This window comes from Acinetobacter pollinis, from assembly GCF_015627175.1.
Lineage (GTDB): Bacteria > Pseudomonadota > Gammaproteobacteria > Pseudomonadales > Moraxellaceae > Acinetobacter > Acinetobacter pollinis.
The window spans coordinates 1-16,782 of record NZ_VTDQ01000046.1 but is presented as its reverse complement, the minus strand read 5'-3'; the positions used below and the strand labels follow the sequence as shown (position 1 = coordinate 16,782).

Here is a 16,782-nt window from a genome sequence, read left to right as displayed (position 1 = left end):
GCCAACGCCTGCTCCTAAAGCAGAACCCGTATTACCTTCTGATAGAACAGTGAAAGTGGGTGTCATTGACACTGGTGCAATGACAAAAGAAATGCTTAAAGACAGCGTTATGAACGTTTCTAGATATGAAGCGAATACCACTGACAACAGTATTACAATTACAAATATTACAGATTCGGATATTAATACACAGGATATTGGAGATAGTGACCATGGAAGCATTATTTCACAAATTATTGCTGGTAAAGATACGCATGGTTCTACAGTAGGGTTAGCAAAAGATAATGCTGTCATCTATGCTGCACAAACTACAAATGAAAAAGGGGAAAGTAGTTTTTTCCTTAATCTTAATGCAATGCTAGATTTAAATCAGAAATATGGCGTCAAGCTATTTAATGCGTCATGGGGAGGTGTGACTGGTGAGAAATTAAATCAAAATTCATGGCAAAGCCAACTTTCCGAAAAGGTTATTAAAACAGGTTCTCTTATTGTGTTTGCAACAGGGAATGAATATCAAACACAACCTAGTTATAACGCTTTACTACCGGTAAACAATCGTAACTTAGAAAAGGGATGGCTTGCTGTTACTGGTGTCGATGATACACATCAAAAACTTTTTAAACTTGAAGGACGAGATAATGTCGGTGCAAATGCATGTGGTGATGCTGCAAAATGGTGTTTAGCTGCAGATTTTATCAGCCCTGCTTATCATCTAGATAGTGAAAAAGATGGGGAGTTAAATAGACATTATGGTACTTCTTTCGCAACGCCACAGGTGACTGCAACTGCAGCTAATGTATGGTATAACTACCCTTGGATGACAAGTGACCAAGTACGTCAAACGATCCTTACAACTGCCACATATATCGATGATGGGTCAACTTTTGATCCGAGTAAACCATACAATAAAACAACTGGCTGGGGGTATTATAACCCTGAAAAAGCATCAAATGGTCCAGCAGCTTTTTATAAAGTTTTTGGCTTAACATTTGATGCAAATATTACATCAGATAGTGCATTTTTGAATTCTATCCATGGAGATGCTGGTTTTACTAAACGTGGTGCAGCAACTTTATATGCTATAGGTGATTATACATATAAAGGTGATACCAATATTAAAGAAGGTATATTTAAATATTATGGAACACTGACAGGTAATATTACTATCGACAAGGGTGCCACAGTTCAAAGCCTTAAGGGCGATCTACTTAAAAACCCAGAAAATGAAGGAAATATACCAGATAATACAATATTTAATAATGTGATGTTTAATAACGGAAATCTATCAACTCGAGGGGGTGAAGTATCTGTTAGAACCTATATACAATCTAACACAGGAACACTCTCATATGAGTTAGGAAATACACTAAAAGTATCTTCAGGAATGTTAGATGGTACTTTAGATATTTATAGTGCATCACAAAACTTCAATCTAGGTAACTATCAGGTTATAAATGGCCGTACAATTACAGGAAAGTTCTCACAGGCTAAAACCATTTCACCATTCTTAAAATTAAATGATTTAAAATATAGTTTTGAATCCGTAGTTGCGAATATTGGTTTTGCTGATGCAACTTCTGCAGGAATTACTACAGATGGCGTAAGCAAACCAGCAGGTATACTTTTAAACCAAGTTACGACACAAGCTGAAAAAGACTACTCTACAGGGCATACTGAATCCGATGCTGTGAAATATGCTATTAACTTACAGAATATTAATAGCAGTGAAAAAGCTCAAAGTATATTAAATAGTAACTCTGGCTCTATTTTTGCAGAAACACCTTCAGTTTTATTGCAGAACCAATCCATGGTAACCGACTCTATTGCCAGAAGAACAAACTACGTAACCGATGCCCAATCAGGTATTTGGGCAAATACGCAATATCTAAACAATAAAAACGGTGCAAGTGGTTGGGATACTGTAAATTCAAGTATCTCAGTGATTACAGCAGGTGTAGATAAATTCTTAAATCCAGACTTACTCGTTGGTGGATATATTTCTCAATATAGAGAATCATCAAGTTATAGTCTAAATCGTGACAAAAATAGATTAGATATGATTTTTGGTGGACTATATGGGAAATATACTTTAGATAATAAATATTTATCGATCACTGCACAATATGGTGATGGTGATAATAAGTTTGATCGTAACATTGATACAGGAAAATCTACAGTACAAACATCTTCTTTAGGAGATATCAAATCGTACAGCATCTCTTCTGAGATAGGTTATCAATTTAGTCCTAATCGCATATGGAATCTTACACCAATTTTGGGTCTTAGTTACTCAGGTATAGAGCAAGGTAGAATACAAGAATCTAACCACTACGGTCTTTCAGTAGGTAAAATTCATTCAGATGAAGTCAAAGCTAAGGTTGGACTACATTCTTTAGCAACAGTTACCGAACAATTTAAAGTTGGTGGTTTTACAGAGTATACACATGCTTTATATAGAAACTTAGGTGACGTATCAATTCAATCCAATATTACTCAGGCAAGTACAAACTATCAGGCACCCGAATTTAAAAAAGGATACGTTACTCTAGGAGTCAATGCACAATATGAAACACCTATGAAACGTTGGAAGTTTTTTGGTGATATTGCTTACTTAAATAGCAGTAAAGATAACTATCAAGGTCAAATTGGTGTGAAATATATTCACTAAATGAAGTCAACATTATGTCATGTACTTTATAAGTGCATGACATAGTTCTATGAAATAAAACTTTCCCAAACCCCTTCTTGCCCTTCTTTTAACATAGGTACACGACCTAAGTGTAACCATGGCATATGCTCACCATGAAAATCACTACCAATAGAAACTTTAAGACCATGCTCGACAATTAATCGATCAATCATTTGACGACTAGATGCTGTTTCAGATGATGGGGGTAACTCAACCGCATCCCCTCCATATTTAGTAAATAATTCCATCAAATAACGAATATTGGTTGCAGATAAATCATATTTTGTGGGATGTGCTAAGACTGCCAAGCCTTTAGCACTATGAATGGCTTGAATTGTTTTTTCGAGTGACAACCATTCAAACGCAACAAAAGCAGGTTTTCCCGTTTTTAAAAATCGGTCAAAAGCCTGTTGCAACCGATTGACAACACGTTTCTCCAGTAAAACTTGTGCAATATGACTACGTGTTACTCGATCTGCAATCCCATCTACTTTGGCAAGTACATCAGGATAAAAATCTTGTTTAAGTATTTTTTCAAGCTTGTGACAAATTTCTACAGCACGTTGTGCTCTAATTTGTTTTTGCTCTGCTAGAACTTCATCTAGATATCCACGATCTTGCATATTTAAGCCGACAATATGTACGCCATAACTTTTTTTAGTAGATGGACGTGACCATTGGCTCGAAATTTCCACCCCAGAAATCAATTTAATTTGATTTTCACATGCAACTATTTCAGCTCTTTTTAAGCCATCCATTGAATCATGATCAGTTAATGCTAAAGTATGGATACCTGACTCAACTGCCTTACGCACTAAATCCTCTGGTGTTAACGCACCATCAGAAATATTGCTATGTGTATGTAAATCTATACCCTGCATATTTTATAATGAACCATTCGCGAGATAGGATTAAACACTTTAACATGAAAGCACTTTTGGACTTTATCCCTCTTATCATCTTTTTCTATTTTTATAAAACAGTTGATCCTACAAATAACCATCATCCTATTTTAAGTCTTGTTGGCTCTTCAGGTGGCGTAGACAATAATAATATTTTGGTTGCAACGGCTGCACTTATTATTTCGATGATTGTCGTTTATGGGGCACTTTTTGTTTTTCAAAAATTTCGTTTAGATAAACAACAGTGGTTAATTTTTATTATGACCGTTGTATTTGGTGGTGTGACATTATTACTAAATGACGATTTCTATATTAAGCTAAAAGCAGCATTGCTTAACTTTCTATTTGCAATAGCATTTTTACTCTCTCCTCTTTTTACCAAAGATAAAAGTCCACTCATTAAAAAAATGTTTGGTACTGTTCTTGAACTCAATCCTAAAGGATGGCGTAACTTAAACTTTGCTTGGGCAGGTATGTTTATACTAATGTCTTGCTTACATGTATTTTTCGCATTTTTATTTATGCACGGAAAATACTGGGGCGAGTTTACATCATTTGGTGACATGATTATTATGTTCTCTTTTATTATTATTCAATTTGTTATTCTAAGAAAACATTTTAAAACTTCTGAATAACAAGAATACTTTTTTATATAAAACAAGAGTAAAATTATGCCTTTATTTATTGTTACATGTACAGATAAAGAAGGGACTTTAGCAACTCGCCTTGCTACTCGTCCTGCACATCTAGCACGTATTGAAAAACTTGATGCTGAAGGTAAATTAATTGTGGCTGGCCCAATGCCAAAAGAACATGACAACCTTCAGGCTGGCTTTTACGGCAGCACGCTCATTGTAGATTTTGAAACACGTGAGGCTTTAGATGCTTGGCTATCAGATGAACCTTATCTTAAAGCAGGTGTATATGGTCACATAGATGTAAAGCCATTCATTCAAGTTTTTCCTAAAGGATAAAGATCATGCAACGTGTTGTATCTCGTACATTTGGTGTGTTCATGCTACTGTCAGCATCTGCATGGGCTGTCGAACCAGTATCTCAAACAACACCAATTCCTCAGGCACAACCTGTTGCAAATCAACCATCAAGTCCGTCTCAAAATAACGCATCAACAACGCAAGTCACAAAAACAAATCAAAGTGCACCTTTGGTAGAACCTAACTCTCCAGCACAACTTGCGCAAAAAAAAGCAGAAGATGATTTAAAAATGAAAACATTGGTCAAAAACCAAGAAGTTCGAATGCAGCAATTAGAAAAAGCAAATTTAGATGCTTTAGCTCAAAATCAAGCATTACAACTTAAAAACGATAATTTAGGTGTACAAGTTCAAGTTCTACAAAGCGAACGTACAGCACAATTATTTATGTATGGGGCTGCAACACTGGCTATTGGTGTCATTTTAGGCTTTGTGCTCGCAGGTTATATTTATACAAAACGTCGTCGTCAGTGGTAAAAGATAAAGGGTTTAAGATTGTTCGGTAAAATTGAAACTGCAAAGCTTACATGGCAACATGTTGATGGTATTGATATTCCAGTCTCAACGCAGTTTGGAGACGTTTACTTCTCTAAAGACAATGGCTTACTAGAAACACGCCATGTTTTTTTAAATGGAAATGACCTATCTACAAGGCTATCTGAGCTAAGCAGTTACGAATATTTTTGTGTAGGTGAAACAGGCTTTGGTACAGGTTTAAATATTTTAGCTTTATGGCAAATGTGGCAAGCAGTACGCCCAAATAATCAGAGTCACCTTCATGTTTTAACTGTAGAAAAGTTTCCTCTGGCTAAAGAAGATTTAATTCGAGCCTTAAAAGCATGGCCTGAACTTCAGCCTCTAGCAGAACAACTCATCTTACAATACCCTACACCAATTGCAGGTTGTCACCGTCTTCACTTTCCAAATGAACGTTTTAGTATAGATTTGTGGCTAGGTGATGCAGCAGATATTTTTCCTATTATTCCTAAAATAGGGACTGTAAATGCATGGTTTCTAGATGGATTTGCACCAGCATGTAATCCTGAATTATGGCAAGAAAATATACTGTCACATATCATTCGCCTATCTGCACCTCATACAACATTCGCATCTTTTAGTGTAGCAGGCATCATTAAACGTGGTCTTAAAGCATATGGTATAGACATTTCTAGACCTAAAGGTTTTGGTCACAAACGTGAAATGTTAAAAGCGATCTGGCCAGCTTCAGACAGCTCTGAGAGAGCTCAGCCTTCAAGTCAACTGAATATTGCTATTATTGGCGCAGGAATCGCAGGTTTAAGCCATGCTTGGGCATTTGCACAACGTGGCCATCATGTGCGTATCTACGAGCGTAAAAACGCAATTTCTGGCGCATCTGGTAACCCACTTGCACTTCTAAACCCCAAGCTTTGTCCAGCAACACAAAATCACGAACATTTAATGAGTTTAAGTTGGCAATATAGTTGTTCATATTACTCACAATTTAAAGCGTTTCGTCGTATCAGTGTCCAGCAAACTGATTTAAAGCAAAACGGCGAACTTCATAGTATTTTGAATGATTATCCTGAAACTGAATTAGTTGCAACTGAAGATAGCGTTCTAAAATCAGATTATTCATCAATACAACTTAAACATGCTGGTGTTGTGACTCCTCAGATCTTAGCTCAAGAGATACTTCAGCATCCTCTTATTGAACTTATAGAAAGTGAAATAACTCAAATAGAGGAACAAACAGAACAAGTTTACATCATTGATAAGTTGAGCCAACAGTTTTTTGCAGACTTTACTATTGTCTGCACAGCAATAGATAGTCATCTATTACTGCCTGAATTGCCACAACTTAAACCTATTCGCGGTCAAGTCAGTTGGCTAAATAATGAAAATGCACCACTTCCTAGTCATCAAGCATTGAGTTATGGTGGTTATGCAATGCAGTTGAATGATAAACAACTTATTTTAGGTGCTTCTTTTCATCCACAAAGAGCAGATGATGCAGTACTTGAAGAAGACCATATACATAATCTGGCCCTCCTAAAAAAAGTTTATCCTGATTATGCTGAAACGTTAGAAGATATCGTGCATTGGGAAGGTCGAGCATCTGTACGCGCACAAAGTGCAGATTATTTTCCGTTACTTGGTCCATATGGAGACCACCAAAAAATATATACTTGCTCAGGACTAGGGTCTAAGGGCTTCTTATTTGCACCACTGTGTGCTGAAATATTAGCTTCTCAAATTTTAAATGAGCTTTGCCCAGTACCTATAAGTGTTATAGACAAACTCAATCCGCAAAGATTTTTGAAAAAAACCAAACCCCAAAAACCGTACTACCAAAATAAAAGCCCTAAAAAAGCGCCCTAAGGCGCTTTTTTTATTCTATCGGTAATCCTGCTGCTTTGGCCGCACGTGTACCACCCATCAGTACGACATATTCTCGGCCACTATCAAAGCTTTCTAATTTTTCAGCAGCTCTAGGTGCCTTACTGCCCCCACCACACAAAATATAAATAGGCTGATCTGCCGAAATTTCGGTCAATGCATCTTCATTTATATGGTCAATCGGTTGATTTACCGCACCTTTTAAATGTGCCTCTGCATAGGCATTTGCATCTCTAACATCCCAAATAACAGCATTATCTGGGAATTCAAATGTTGTAATTTCTTGTTTACGGATCATTGTGTCCTCCTTTTATATAAACAACACTTGGCAAATCAAGAAAACCCTCTTAGCATCTCAGATATTTCATCCACTTGTAAAGGTGCTAGATATGCCTTCTTTTGATATCGTTTCCGAACTTGAGACTTTCGAAGTTAACCACGCTGTACAAAATACACAGAAAGAGATCGCAACACGTTTTGATTTTCGTGGTCAAGATGTAACTGTTGAGCTCAATGAAAAATCGAAAGAGATTAAAATCTCTACAGAAAGTGACTTTCAGTGCGAACAAGTTTACAGCATGCTTGAAAACCATTTCTTTAAACGTAAAATTGATATTCAAGCAATGGATCCGCAAAAAGCATCTGCTTCAGGTAAGCATTTTGTTCAGGTCATTAAACTTAAAGATGGTTTAGACTCTGACACTGCAAAAAAAGTAAATAAGGCCATTAAGGAAAGCGGAATCAAAGTTCAATCATCTATTCAAGGTGATAAAATTCGTGTCAGCGATAAAAAACGCGATACCCTACAAAAACTTATGGCATTCTTACGTGAAGAGCAATTCGGTATTCCATTACAGTTTAATAACTTCAAAGACTAAGCAAAAAACAGACCATAAAAAAGGCGCATCAAATGCGCCTTTTTTATATAGCTTCTTACATATCAACCATTTCTATGCCATCTAAACGGGCAACAGTCATCAAATCTTTATCTCCACGGCCTGAGACCGTCGCAATTAAAATCTGATCTTTAGACATGGTTGGTGCCAACTTAGAAACATATGCCATTGCATGGGCACTTTCTAGTGCAGGAATAATTCCTTCAATTTTTGTAAGGTCTCGGAAGCCCTGTAGAGCTTCATCATCTATAATCGGTACATATTGCACACGTTTCATATCTTTTAAGAAACTATGCTCAGGACCTACCCCTGGGTAGTCTAGACCAGCAGAAATACTATGTGTTTCAATAATTTGACCTTGTGCATCGCTCATCAAGTACGTTCTATTGCCATGCAATACACCAACATGACCTGCATTAAGAGGTGCAGAGTGCTTGCCTGTTTCAACACCCAATCCTGCTGCTTCGACACCATACATGGCAACGTCAGTATCATTTAAGAACGGATAGAACAAGCCCATGGCATTTGAACCACCACCTACACATGCGACCAATGCATCAGGTAAACGACCTGCTTGATCTTGAATTTGCTGACGTGCTTCACGTCCAATAATTGATTGGAAGTCACGTACCAACTGAGGGTATGGATGTGGGCCTGCAACCGTACCAATAACATAATAGGTACTGTCCACATTACTCACCCAATCACGCATTGCTTCATTCATTGCATCTTTTAATGTACGTGAACCGCTCGTTACAGGAACAACTTTTGCTCCCAATAATCGCATACGGTAAACATTCATCGCCTGACGCTTTACATCGTCTGCGCCCATGTACACAACACACTCAAGCCCTAAACGCGCTGCAATTGTTGCTGTTGCAACCCCATGCTGTCCTGCACCTGTTTCTGCAATAATACGCTTTTTACCTGAAAGTTTAGCGAGAAGAGCTTGACCAATCGTATTGTTTACTTTGTGCGAACCTGTATGGTTTAGGTCTTCACGTTTTAAATAAATTTGCGCACCACCAAGATGTTTCGACCATCGCTCAGCATAATAAAGAGGACTTGGACGGCCAACATAATAGGCCAAATCACGATCGAATTCTGCTAGAAACTGGGCATCATCTTTCATTCTCTCATAAAGAGATTGTAAATCTTCTAACGCTGCCATTAATGTTTCTGACACAAATCGTCCGCCATGAATACCAAAATGCCCTTTTGCATCTGGATATTGTGTGTAGTCAATCTTATTTTGCTGATCCACAATGGACTCCTTGCATAAATTTTTCTATCAGTTGATGGTCTTTTATTCCTTTACTTGCCTCTACCCCACCACTCACATCTACCGCAAATGGGTGTGTCATTTGAATAGCTTCAGTAATATTTTCAGGCGTTAAACCACCTGCCAATATAAGCGGAATATCTAAGTCAGGAAATTGAGACCAGTCAAATTGCAATCCTGTTCCCCCTTTGAGTTCAGGATGCCAAGCATCAAGTAAAATAGCACTTGCGCCTGCTTTTTGATAACGCTGTATTTCGCCAATTAAGTCGAGTTCAGGCTTCACTTGAATGGCCTTATACCAGCGTTTACCAAATTCTTGAGCAATAGATGTACATTGCTCTGGTGTTTCATGACCATGAAACTGTAAAACATCTATAGAAACATCATGAAGTATGTTTCTTATTTCATCAATTTCTGCATTTACAAATAATCCCACAATTTGTACGTAAGGTGGAATCATTTTTACTATTTTTTCTGCCTGTGATACAGAAACAGCTCTAGGGCTTGGCTTATAAAATACTAAACCAATAGCATCTGCACCTGCATTTACGACTGCTTGGGCATCTTCTAAACGGGTAATTCCACAAATTTTTGCACGAGTTCGCATAGCTTCTCTTTATTGCCCAATAGTTTATTTAGAAAGCATTCTATCAATATCTTTGTACTGTTATTTTTAGCAAAACCATACTGAATTGCAAACTTTTTGACATGACAATCCCATATAATATTTTTATTTATCGCATTTAGAGCATAATTATGCAAATTATAGGACATCGTGGTGCTCGAAATGAAGCACCTGAAAATACCCTAGGTAGTTTTAAATACTTAAAAGAAATTGGAATTACAGCTGTTGAGTTTGATGTTAGGCAGCTTAGAGATAATACATTGGTCATAATACACGACGACAATCTAAAACGAACAACAGGTCAAGTACAATCAATTTATGACACTCTATTAGAGGATTTAATCAAACATGACCATCGGTTAATCTGGAAAGATTGGCAGTATAATGAACCGACACCCACACTCATTGAAACACTCAAAATTATTCAACAATTTACACATATAGAGGTTGAAGTTAAAGCTGTGGAAACTTTGAATGAAGCAGAAATACTTTGCCGAAGTTTACTTAAAGCACTTCAAGGCTTTGAAAAAAATGTAACGATTACGAGTTTTGACGAAAAAATTCTACAAGTATTACAACAACAAAATTGCCCATTTAAACGTGGACTACTTATAGAAGAAGATATTAAAGAAATGGCAATTGAAAAAGCATTAATTTTAGAATGCGATCGTATTGGATGGATGAATTCACTTGCAACTAGAAACATCATTGAAAAAACACATTGTGCAGGTTTGAAGGTCAGTGTTTGGACAGTGAATGAACTTGAAAGAGCAAAAGAGCTCAAAGCATATGGTATTGACGGCCTTATTACTGATGTACCTCAAATGATGAAAAATAAATTATAAATCTTTCAATTCTAATCATTTATATTTGCCATAATATACAACTGTATACTATTATATATTCATATTTAGCGTTCAACTTTTACGCAAAGTATTTTCAAAGTTTTACTTTGGAAATGACCATCTCATTCTTTTGGGAGCGTCTCCTATGACTCTTTCGTCCCAAGCGCTTAAAGCTCCTATTAATTGGACAGCAGCCATTACTTTGCTAGGCACACCCATTGTGTCCATCATTGCAATTCCGCTATATGCATATCATTATGATTTTTCATTGTCAGCATGGATTAGCTTATTCTTCTTATTGGCTTTCAGCAGTTTAAGTATTACAGCAGGATATCATCGTTTGTGGGCACACCGTGCCTATGAGGCCTCTCTTCCCTTAAAAATTATTCTTATGCTTGGTGGAACATTTGCCATTCAAAATAGTATTTTATATTGGGCATCTGGCCATAGAACACATCATCGTCATGTAGACGACGAAGAGAAAGACCCATATTCTATTAAAAAAGGTTTTTGGTATGCACATCTAGGCTGGATGATTCGAGATTATCCAGCAGCAGAAGCAAATTACAAAAATGCTCCAGACCTTATGAATGACCGCTTAGTCATGTTCCAACATAAACATTATGTCTCATTAGTCATTGCTGTACATACCATCATTTTACTAGGTATAGGCTGGGCTGTAGGAGATATTTGGGGTGTTATCTTATTAGGTGGGTTATTACGACTGGTACTGAGCCATCATATTACATTCTTTATTAACTCGCTTTGCCACATGTTCGGTAAACGTCCTTATACCGATGAAAATACAGCACGAGATAATTTCTGGTTAGCCATTGCAACATGGGGTGAGGGATATCATAACTATCACCACATTTTTCAATATGACTACCGTAATGGTGTTAAATGGTGGCAATATGATCCAACAAAATGGCTCATTTGGTCATGCTCAAAGTTAGGGCTTGCAAAAAATCTAAGAAGAATTCCTAGCTTGAATATTAAAAAAGCCGAACTTGCTATGAAATTTAAATATGCAGAACAAGACCTTGCTATCTATGGACATCACGTCAGTGAAGATTTTCATACGATTAAACATCGTATCGCCCAAGAATATGAGGCCTTTACACATACATTAAATGACATGACTAAGCTCAAAGAACAAGAAATGTTAGCAAAAAAACAACGCATGACTGAAAAACTGCATCAAATGGATGACAAGCTAAAGTTCGAATTTCAGCTAATCGAACAACGCTTACAACATCATAGGGCACGTTTAGAAATTATGGTAAAAAGTATTCCTAAAGCCATACCACCATCAACATCCTAATAAAAAAGGGCTGAACTTTTCAAAGTTCAGCCCTTTCAACATAGGCATATCAACCTAATTGATATGCCGAACAAAAATAACTTAAATTATTTTTGTTTTTTAATTTCTTTTTGCAATTTCTTGACTTTGCTTTCGTGTTTAGCAATTTTTGCAAGACGTGCTTTAAGTTCTTTTTTCAAAGTTTTAACTTGTTTAGACATAAGTTACTCCTCATTATGCATATCCGTTGACTGACGTTTTTTAATAAAACTACGGATAAATTTTCTTAATTCTCGTGCTGCACTTGTATCTAACTCATCACATAAATCAATGAACTGATCACGCTCGGCACTACTAATACGAATTAAGAGTTGACTGTCTTTTTTACTGGCTTTCTTTCTTTGGGATTGATCAGTCATTGCGTATTTACCCCGAAAGACAATAAAAAACGTATATACAATATATATACCAAAGATATGCATGTCAACCCTAGCATATTTTCACCTTGTCCCACGCACAGTCACTCCACCATAAATAAGTAAAGTATTTTAAGCGATTATTACAAAAATGCGTTAGTCAATGTGACTGTTTTTAGTCAATATAAAATTCAATAAATCGCATGAATGTGGTGCTTTTGTTATATTAACGCAACCACCCAAAGGATAACTCCATGCAACTCAACCCACGCTATCCACAGCTCAATGCGAAATTCTATCGTGAACAAATGCCTGCGCCACTCAAAGGTGCAAAAGCAGGTCACTTTAATGAAGACCTTGCAGATGAATTACAATGGAGTGCCGAAGAAAGGCAGAATTGGGTTGAAATTTGCAGTGGACAACGCACGATTACACCTTTCCAGCCGCTTGCTATGGCTTATGCTGGTCATCAATTTGGGCATTGGGCTGGTGCTTTGGGCGATGGACGAGGATTACTCATCGCACAGGTATTGAATAAAAAACAACAGACGGTCGATTTACATTTAAAAGGGGCTGGTCAAACACCTTTTTCTCGTATGGGAGATGGCCGTGCTGTTTTACGTTCTGTCATCCGAGAGTATCTAGCAGGACATGCCCTTAATGCTTTAGGTATTCCATCAAGCAATGCCGTAGGCTTTACAAGCTCATTACAGGGCGTACAGCGTGAAAAGTTAGAGCCTGGTGCCATGCTGTTACGTAGTGCTGACAGCCATATTCGTCTAGGTCATTTTGAATGGATAAATCAATATGCACCAGAATTACTCTCAGATTTTACACAGCACTGTATTTCTTGGCATTACCCTGAATGTCTTAAAGCAGAGTCACCTATCCTTGCATTTGCAAAAGCAGTCATAGAAAAAACAGCAATTTTGGTCGCAAACTGGCAATTGGTCGGTTTTGCGCATGGCGTTATGAACACCGATAACCTTAATATTACAGGTTCTACTTTAGATTTTGGCCCTTACGGTTTTTTAGAAAGATTTCGCCCCAATTGGATTAATAATCACTCCGACCATCAGGGACGTTATACATACGAAAAACAACCTAGCATTGCTCATTGGAATCTATGGGTTTGGCTTAATCAACTCGTTTACCTTGCCCCTAAAGAAACGAGAGACACTTTTAAAGCAGAACTTTCAGATACTTTGAGCCAATTTGAAATCACTTTCTTAGAAAAATATCAAACAGGCCTAGCATGCAAAATGGGGTTACCGACATTTCATAAAGAAAGTTTCGACTGTAGTTTAAATTTTTTAAGAATATTACAGCAGGAAAAACTAGATTACACCCAAAGCTTTATTGCGCTACAAGAAAAAAGATATACCGACTTACGAGATAACTGTATTAATACAGATGTATTTGATGAGTTTTTAGAACATTATCATCAGATTCGCGAAAATCAGGATATCGAAGCACTACAGCAAAGCATGCAGGAACATAACCCACACTATATTCTTCGCAATCATATGGCACAAGATGCCATTGAGGCTGCAGAGCGAGATGACTTTTCGGAAGTGGATCGCTTATTTAAGCTGCTTGCCAATCCATTCACCAAACAGCCTACCTTTGAAAAACCCTCAGATTTGGTTCCACCTGCAACTGATGTACCTGAAATCTCAATCAGTTGCTCATCGTAAATTACATATTTTCAGGATACTCAAAACGATAACCTACTCCATACACAGCTTGAATCCACTCATGCTGTGTATCTACACTCGTAATGTCGGTAATTTTACGGCGTAAATTCTTAATGTGGCTGTCAATCACACGGTCAGCAACATCAAAGCTATCAGGGTTAATATGATCTAACAATTGAGAACGAGAATAGACTTGTCCAATATGATCTAAAAACAATTCGAATAATCTAAACTCTGTTGGTGTTAAATTCAGTGCTTTTTGCTTATACCAAATTCGTTGTTGAGATTGATCAATTTTGAAAAACTGATGATCTTCTGGTTCGTCTTTACGCTCTAAACGACGCAATACAGCTTGTACTCGTGCAACCAACTCTTTAGGACTAAATGGTTTACAAACATAATCATCTGCCCCCATATTCAATCCAAGTACGCGATCTATTTCTTCTGTTCTAGCAGTAACCATAATAATTGGCAAATCTGACTGTTCACGGACTTTACGACAAATTGTCAGGCCATCCATCTTAGGCACCATCAGATCTAGAATCATTAAACTGGGTTTATGCTGTAAAAAGCTCTGGTATGCTTCCTGACCATCATGAAAAACACTTACCTCAAAACCTGCAGCTTCTAAATAATCTTTGACTAAACTTGCAAGCTCTACTTCATCTTCAACTAAAACAATATGTCTCATGTACACACTTTCCTAATTCAACTTTTCTTTTAAAAAGGTCAAAGTACAACGTAATCCGCCAAGCGGAGAATGATCAAATGAAAGCTCACCGCCAAGGGCTTGAATAATTTTTGCAGAGAGTGCCAGTCCTAAGCCTGTACCTCCTGTTGCCCGAGTCCGCGAGTCATCGACTCTATAAAAACGCTCACCTAACCGTTTTAATTGGTCATCGGTCAATCCTAATGGGCTGTCGTCTACAATGACACTCCAATATGTATCTGTTTGATGCGTATGTATATATATTTCTCCATATTGTTCTGTATAACGCACACTATTACTCAATAAGTTCACAATCACCTGCTTAAAGCGATCATGGTCTAACATTAATATTATCCCAGTTCCTTGTGTTCGAACAGTTAAATGCGCTTGTTCAAACTTAGATTGAAAGTTATTGACTTCTTGTAATATTGCTTTCCACGGATCCATTTCGGCAAAGTAGCATTTCAGTTGCTGAGCCTCCACCTGTGCCAAGTCTGCAAGATCTTGCGTCAATTTTTTCAAACTTGAAACCTGACTCATCATAGAGGTTAAATGCTCAGGTGTAGCCTTACGAATACCATCTTGCATTGCCTCAATCTGCGCTTGTAACACTGCTAAAGGTGTTTTTAACTCGTGGGAGGTATCTGCTACCCATTGCTTACGTGAATTCTCATGCTGATCTAAAATAGATGCCAACCGATTAATTTGATTAGAGAGATCACCAAGCTCATCATTTCTTCCCACTTTCACCTTATGTTGATAATTTCCTTTCGTCAGCTCTTGCGTGGCTTGCAATAATTTTTGAATAGGCTTTTTAAAGTAAGTTGCCAACAGCAAAGCAAGAAGTAAACTTGCAAAGAAAGTTACTGCATAAATTAAAAGTAATACACGTTTTTGTGTACTAAAAAAGCTCAGACTTAAAATATCATCTTGGTCTAAAACAGGTTTTAATCCTAGATATCCAATCACGATACCATTAACCAAAATAGGTCTGTATGAAACTGCTCCCTGTGGTGGCTGACCAACAACAAAGCGTTTCTTCGCATCATACAACGAAAGTCGTGAGCTCAACCCAAAACGGTCTGGCATCGGAATAAACTTCTTGGTTACAGGCTCATCATCTATCATTTCAACTTTATCTTCAGCAGATGGATTTCCTCTATTGTTTCCTCCCTCCATTTCTGGTGGCCCATCTTTAGGACGGCCAAATAAAGCGAAGTTATCTTTTAAAGGAAATTTCAGCCCTTCAAATGGCTGAAATTCTGATGGTAAGTTTTGTTGTATTTGTCGAATTTCACTCTCAGTTAAAGTCTGTTTCTTTAAACGATCTGTTTTTTGTTCTAATCCAGTAGGAATACTTAAAACCGCATTTTCTTTAAAATAACGTTGCTGAAAAGCAATATCGTATTGTCTACGCAACCAAGTTCTAGATAAACGATCAAAGTCATCTGGTGCGGCAATTCCTTCTACCTGCAAAATTTGTGCTTGAATCGCATCGCCCCAATCATGGTATACACTATAAATACCAGCCAAGTTCTCAATCAAATGATCAAGTTTTTGCATTTCCACATCGGCAACATACTTGGCAAAATTCTGCTTCATTGTCCATTGAAAAACGCCCAAACTGACGGTTGTAATAATTAATGTCGTTAATAGAACCGTTGAAAATAAACGTAGCGCAATAGGTATACGGCGGTTATTTACAGGTGTTTTTTTTATTCCTAACCCCATATTGGCTAATCCATCTCATTTCAACTTATTTGCAGTCATTATTCTAGCGAATAAAATAGGTTTCAATATGAAGTTCAATAATATTTGTTAAGCTCAAGTGTGAAACAAATATTGCATATATAGTCAAACAATCAAAAATATAAGACAATTTAAAAATGAGTTATTCAGAACATTTTAGACGAAAAGTGATAGCGAAGCTTGAGGAAGGATATTCCATACGAGCGGTATCGACACAATTTGAAATTGATAAAAATACAATTTTGAGCTGGAAAAAACGAATTGAGGTTAAAAGAACTCGCCCACGCAAACCTTTT

The 16,782-nt window shown here is 37.2% G+C and carries 17 protein-coding genes; 10 read left to right on the top strand and 7 right to left on the bottom strand.

Annotated elements, in window-relative coordinates; all coding sequences use genetic code 11:
- Window positions 1-2,668, top strand: a 2,668-nt coding sequence (locus tag I2F23_RS12230) for a S8 family serine peptidase (protein ID WP_195772874.1), incomplete at its 5' end; no start/stop codon positions are given.
- Between the two features lie 47 nt (window positions 2,669-2,715).
- Here the strand turns inward: I2F23_RS12230 and I2F23_RS12225 are convergent.
- The gene (locus tag I2F23_RS12225; protein ID WP_195772873.1) at window positions 2,716-3,570 is read right to left on the bottom strand and encodes a PHP domain-containing protein; all 855 of its coding nucleotides are present in this window, start codon (window positions 3,568-3,570) and stop codon (window positions 2,716-2,718) included.
- Window positions 3,571-3,614: 44 nt separating this feature from the next.
- On the opposite strand from I2F23_RS12225, the gene I2F23_RS12220 reads away from it, so the two are divergent.
- Genes I2F23_RS12220 through mnmC form a run of 4 tightly spaced genes read left to right on the top strand, consistent with a single transcriptional unit; the run spans window position 3,615 to window position 6,946 of the window.
- Window positions 3,615-4,226, top strand: a complete 612-nt coding sequence (locus I2F23_RS12220; protein ID WP_195772872.1) for a septation protein IspZ — start codon at window positions 3,615-3,617, stop codon at window positions 4,224-4,226.
- 36 nt (window positions 4,227-4,262) lie between these two features.
- Complete coding sequence (locus I2F23_RS12215) at window positions 4,263-4,565, top strand: YciI family protein (protein ID WP_195772871.1); 303 nt, start codon at window positions 4,263-4,265, stop codon at window positions 4,563-4,565.
- Between the two features lie 5 nt (window positions 4,566-4,570).
- Window positions 4,571-5,062 (top strand): hypothetical protein, encoded by a 492-nt coding sequence (locus I2F23_RS12210; RefSeq protein WP_195772870.1) that lies wholly within the window; start codon window positions 4,571-4,573, stop codon window positions 5,060-5,062.
- Window positions 5,063-5,080: 18 nt separating this feature from the next.
- Window positions 5,081-6,946, top strand: a complete 1,866-nt coding sequence (gene mnmC, locus I2F23_RS12205; protein ID WP_213014728.1) for an FAD-dependent 5-carboxymethylaminomethyl-2-thiouridine(34) oxidoreductase MnmC — start codon at window positions 5,081-5,083, stop codon at window positions 6,944-6,946.
- A 10-nt stretch (window positions 6,947-6,956) separates the two neighbouring features.
- On the opposite strand, the gene I2F23_RS12200 is transcribed toward mnmC, so the two are convergent.
- Window positions 6,957-7,262, bottom strand: coding sequence for a rhodanese-like domain-containing protein (locus I2F23_RS12200; RefSeq protein WP_195772869.1), 306 nt, complete (start codon window positions 7,260-7,262; stop codon window positions 6,957-6,959).
- Window positions 7,263-7,353: 91 nt separating this feature from the next.
- Between I2F23_RS12200 and I2F23_RS12195 the strand changes: the two genes are divergently transcribed.
- A complete protein-coding gene (locus I2F23_RS12195) occupies window positions 7,354-7,842 on the top strand; it encodes a YajQ family cyclic di-GMP-binding protein (protein ID WP_195772868.1) in 489 nt (162 codons plus the stop codon).
- Window positions 7,843-7,897: 55 nt separating this feature from the next.
- On the opposite strand, the gene trpB is transcribed toward I2F23_RS12195, so the two are convergent.
- On the bottom strand, window positions 7,898-9,124 hold the full coding sequence (gene trpB, locus I2F23_RS12190; RefSeq protein ID WP_195772867.1) for a tryptophan synthase subunit beta: 1,227 nt from the start codon (window positions 9,122-9,124) through the stop codon (window positions 7,898-7,900).
- Window positions 9,108-9,749, bottom strand: a complete 642-nt coding sequence (locus tag I2F23_RS12185; RefSeq protein ID WP_195772866.1) for a phosphoribosylanthranilate isomerase — start codon at window positions 9,747-9,749, stop codon at window positions 9,108-9,110. The genes trpB and I2F23_RS12185 overlap by 17 nt, the downstream gene beginning before the upstream one ends.
- Window positions 9,750-9,898: 149 nt before the next feature.
- On the opposite strand from I2F23_RS12185, the gene I2F23_RS12180 reads away from it, so the two are divergent.
- Both I2F23_RS12180 and I2F23_RS12175 read left to right on the top strand, forming a co-directional pair.
- A complete protein-coding gene (locus I2F23_RS12180) occupies window positions 9,899-10,612 on the top strand; it encodes a glycerophosphodiester phosphodiesterase (RefSeq protein ID WP_195772865.1) in 714 nt (237 codons plus the stop codon).
- Between the two features lie 145 nt (window positions 10,613-10,757).
- A complete protein-coding gene (locus tag I2F23_RS12175; RefSeq protein WP_195772864.1) occupies window positions 10,758-11,936 on the top strand; it encodes an acyl-CoA desaturase in 1,179 nt (392 codons plus the stop codon).
- A gap of 203 nt (window positions 11,937-12,139) precedes the next feature.
- Here I2F23_RS12175 and I2F23_RS12170 read toward each other — a convergent pair whose 3' ends face one another.
- Window positions 12,140-12,334: a hypothetical protein gene (locus I2F23_RS12170; RefSeq protein ID WP_195772863.1), complete on the bottom strand. Its 195-nt coding sequence runs from the start codon at window positions 12,332-12,334 to the stop codon at window positions 12,140-12,142.
- A gap of 251 nt (window positions 12,335-12,585) precedes the next feature.
- On the opposite strand from I2F23_RS12170, the gene I2F23_RS12165 reads away from it, so the two are divergent.
- Complete coding sequence (locus I2F23_RS12165; protein ID WP_195772862.1) at window positions 12,586-14,028, top strand: protein adenylyltransferase SelO; 1,443 nt, start codon at window positions 12,586-12,588, stop codon at window positions 14,026-14,028.
- Window position 14,029: 1 nt separating this feature from the next.
- Here the strand turns inward: I2F23_RS12165 and I2F23_RS12160 are convergent, their stop codons facing one another.
- Window positions 14,030-14,719, bottom strand: a complete 690-nt coding sequence (locus I2F23_RS12160; RefSeq protein WP_195772861.1) for a response regulator — start codon at window positions 14,717-14,719, stop codon at window positions 14,030-14,032.
- A 12-nt stretch (window positions 14,720-14,731) separates the two neighbouring features.
- A complete protein-coding gene (gene baeS / locus I2F23_RS12155) occupies window positions 14,732-16,468 on the bottom strand; it encodes a sensor histidine kinase efflux regulator BaeS (RefSeq protein WP_195772860.1) in 1,737 nt (578 codons plus the stop codon).
- A gap of 155 nt (window positions 16,469-16,623) precedes the next feature.
- Here baeS and I2F23_RS12150 point away from each other — a divergent pair.
- Window positions 16,624-16,782 (top strand): helix-turn-helix domain-containing protein (locus I2F23_RS12150; protein WP_213014676.1); only part of this gene is annotated, 159 nt, incomplete at its 3' end.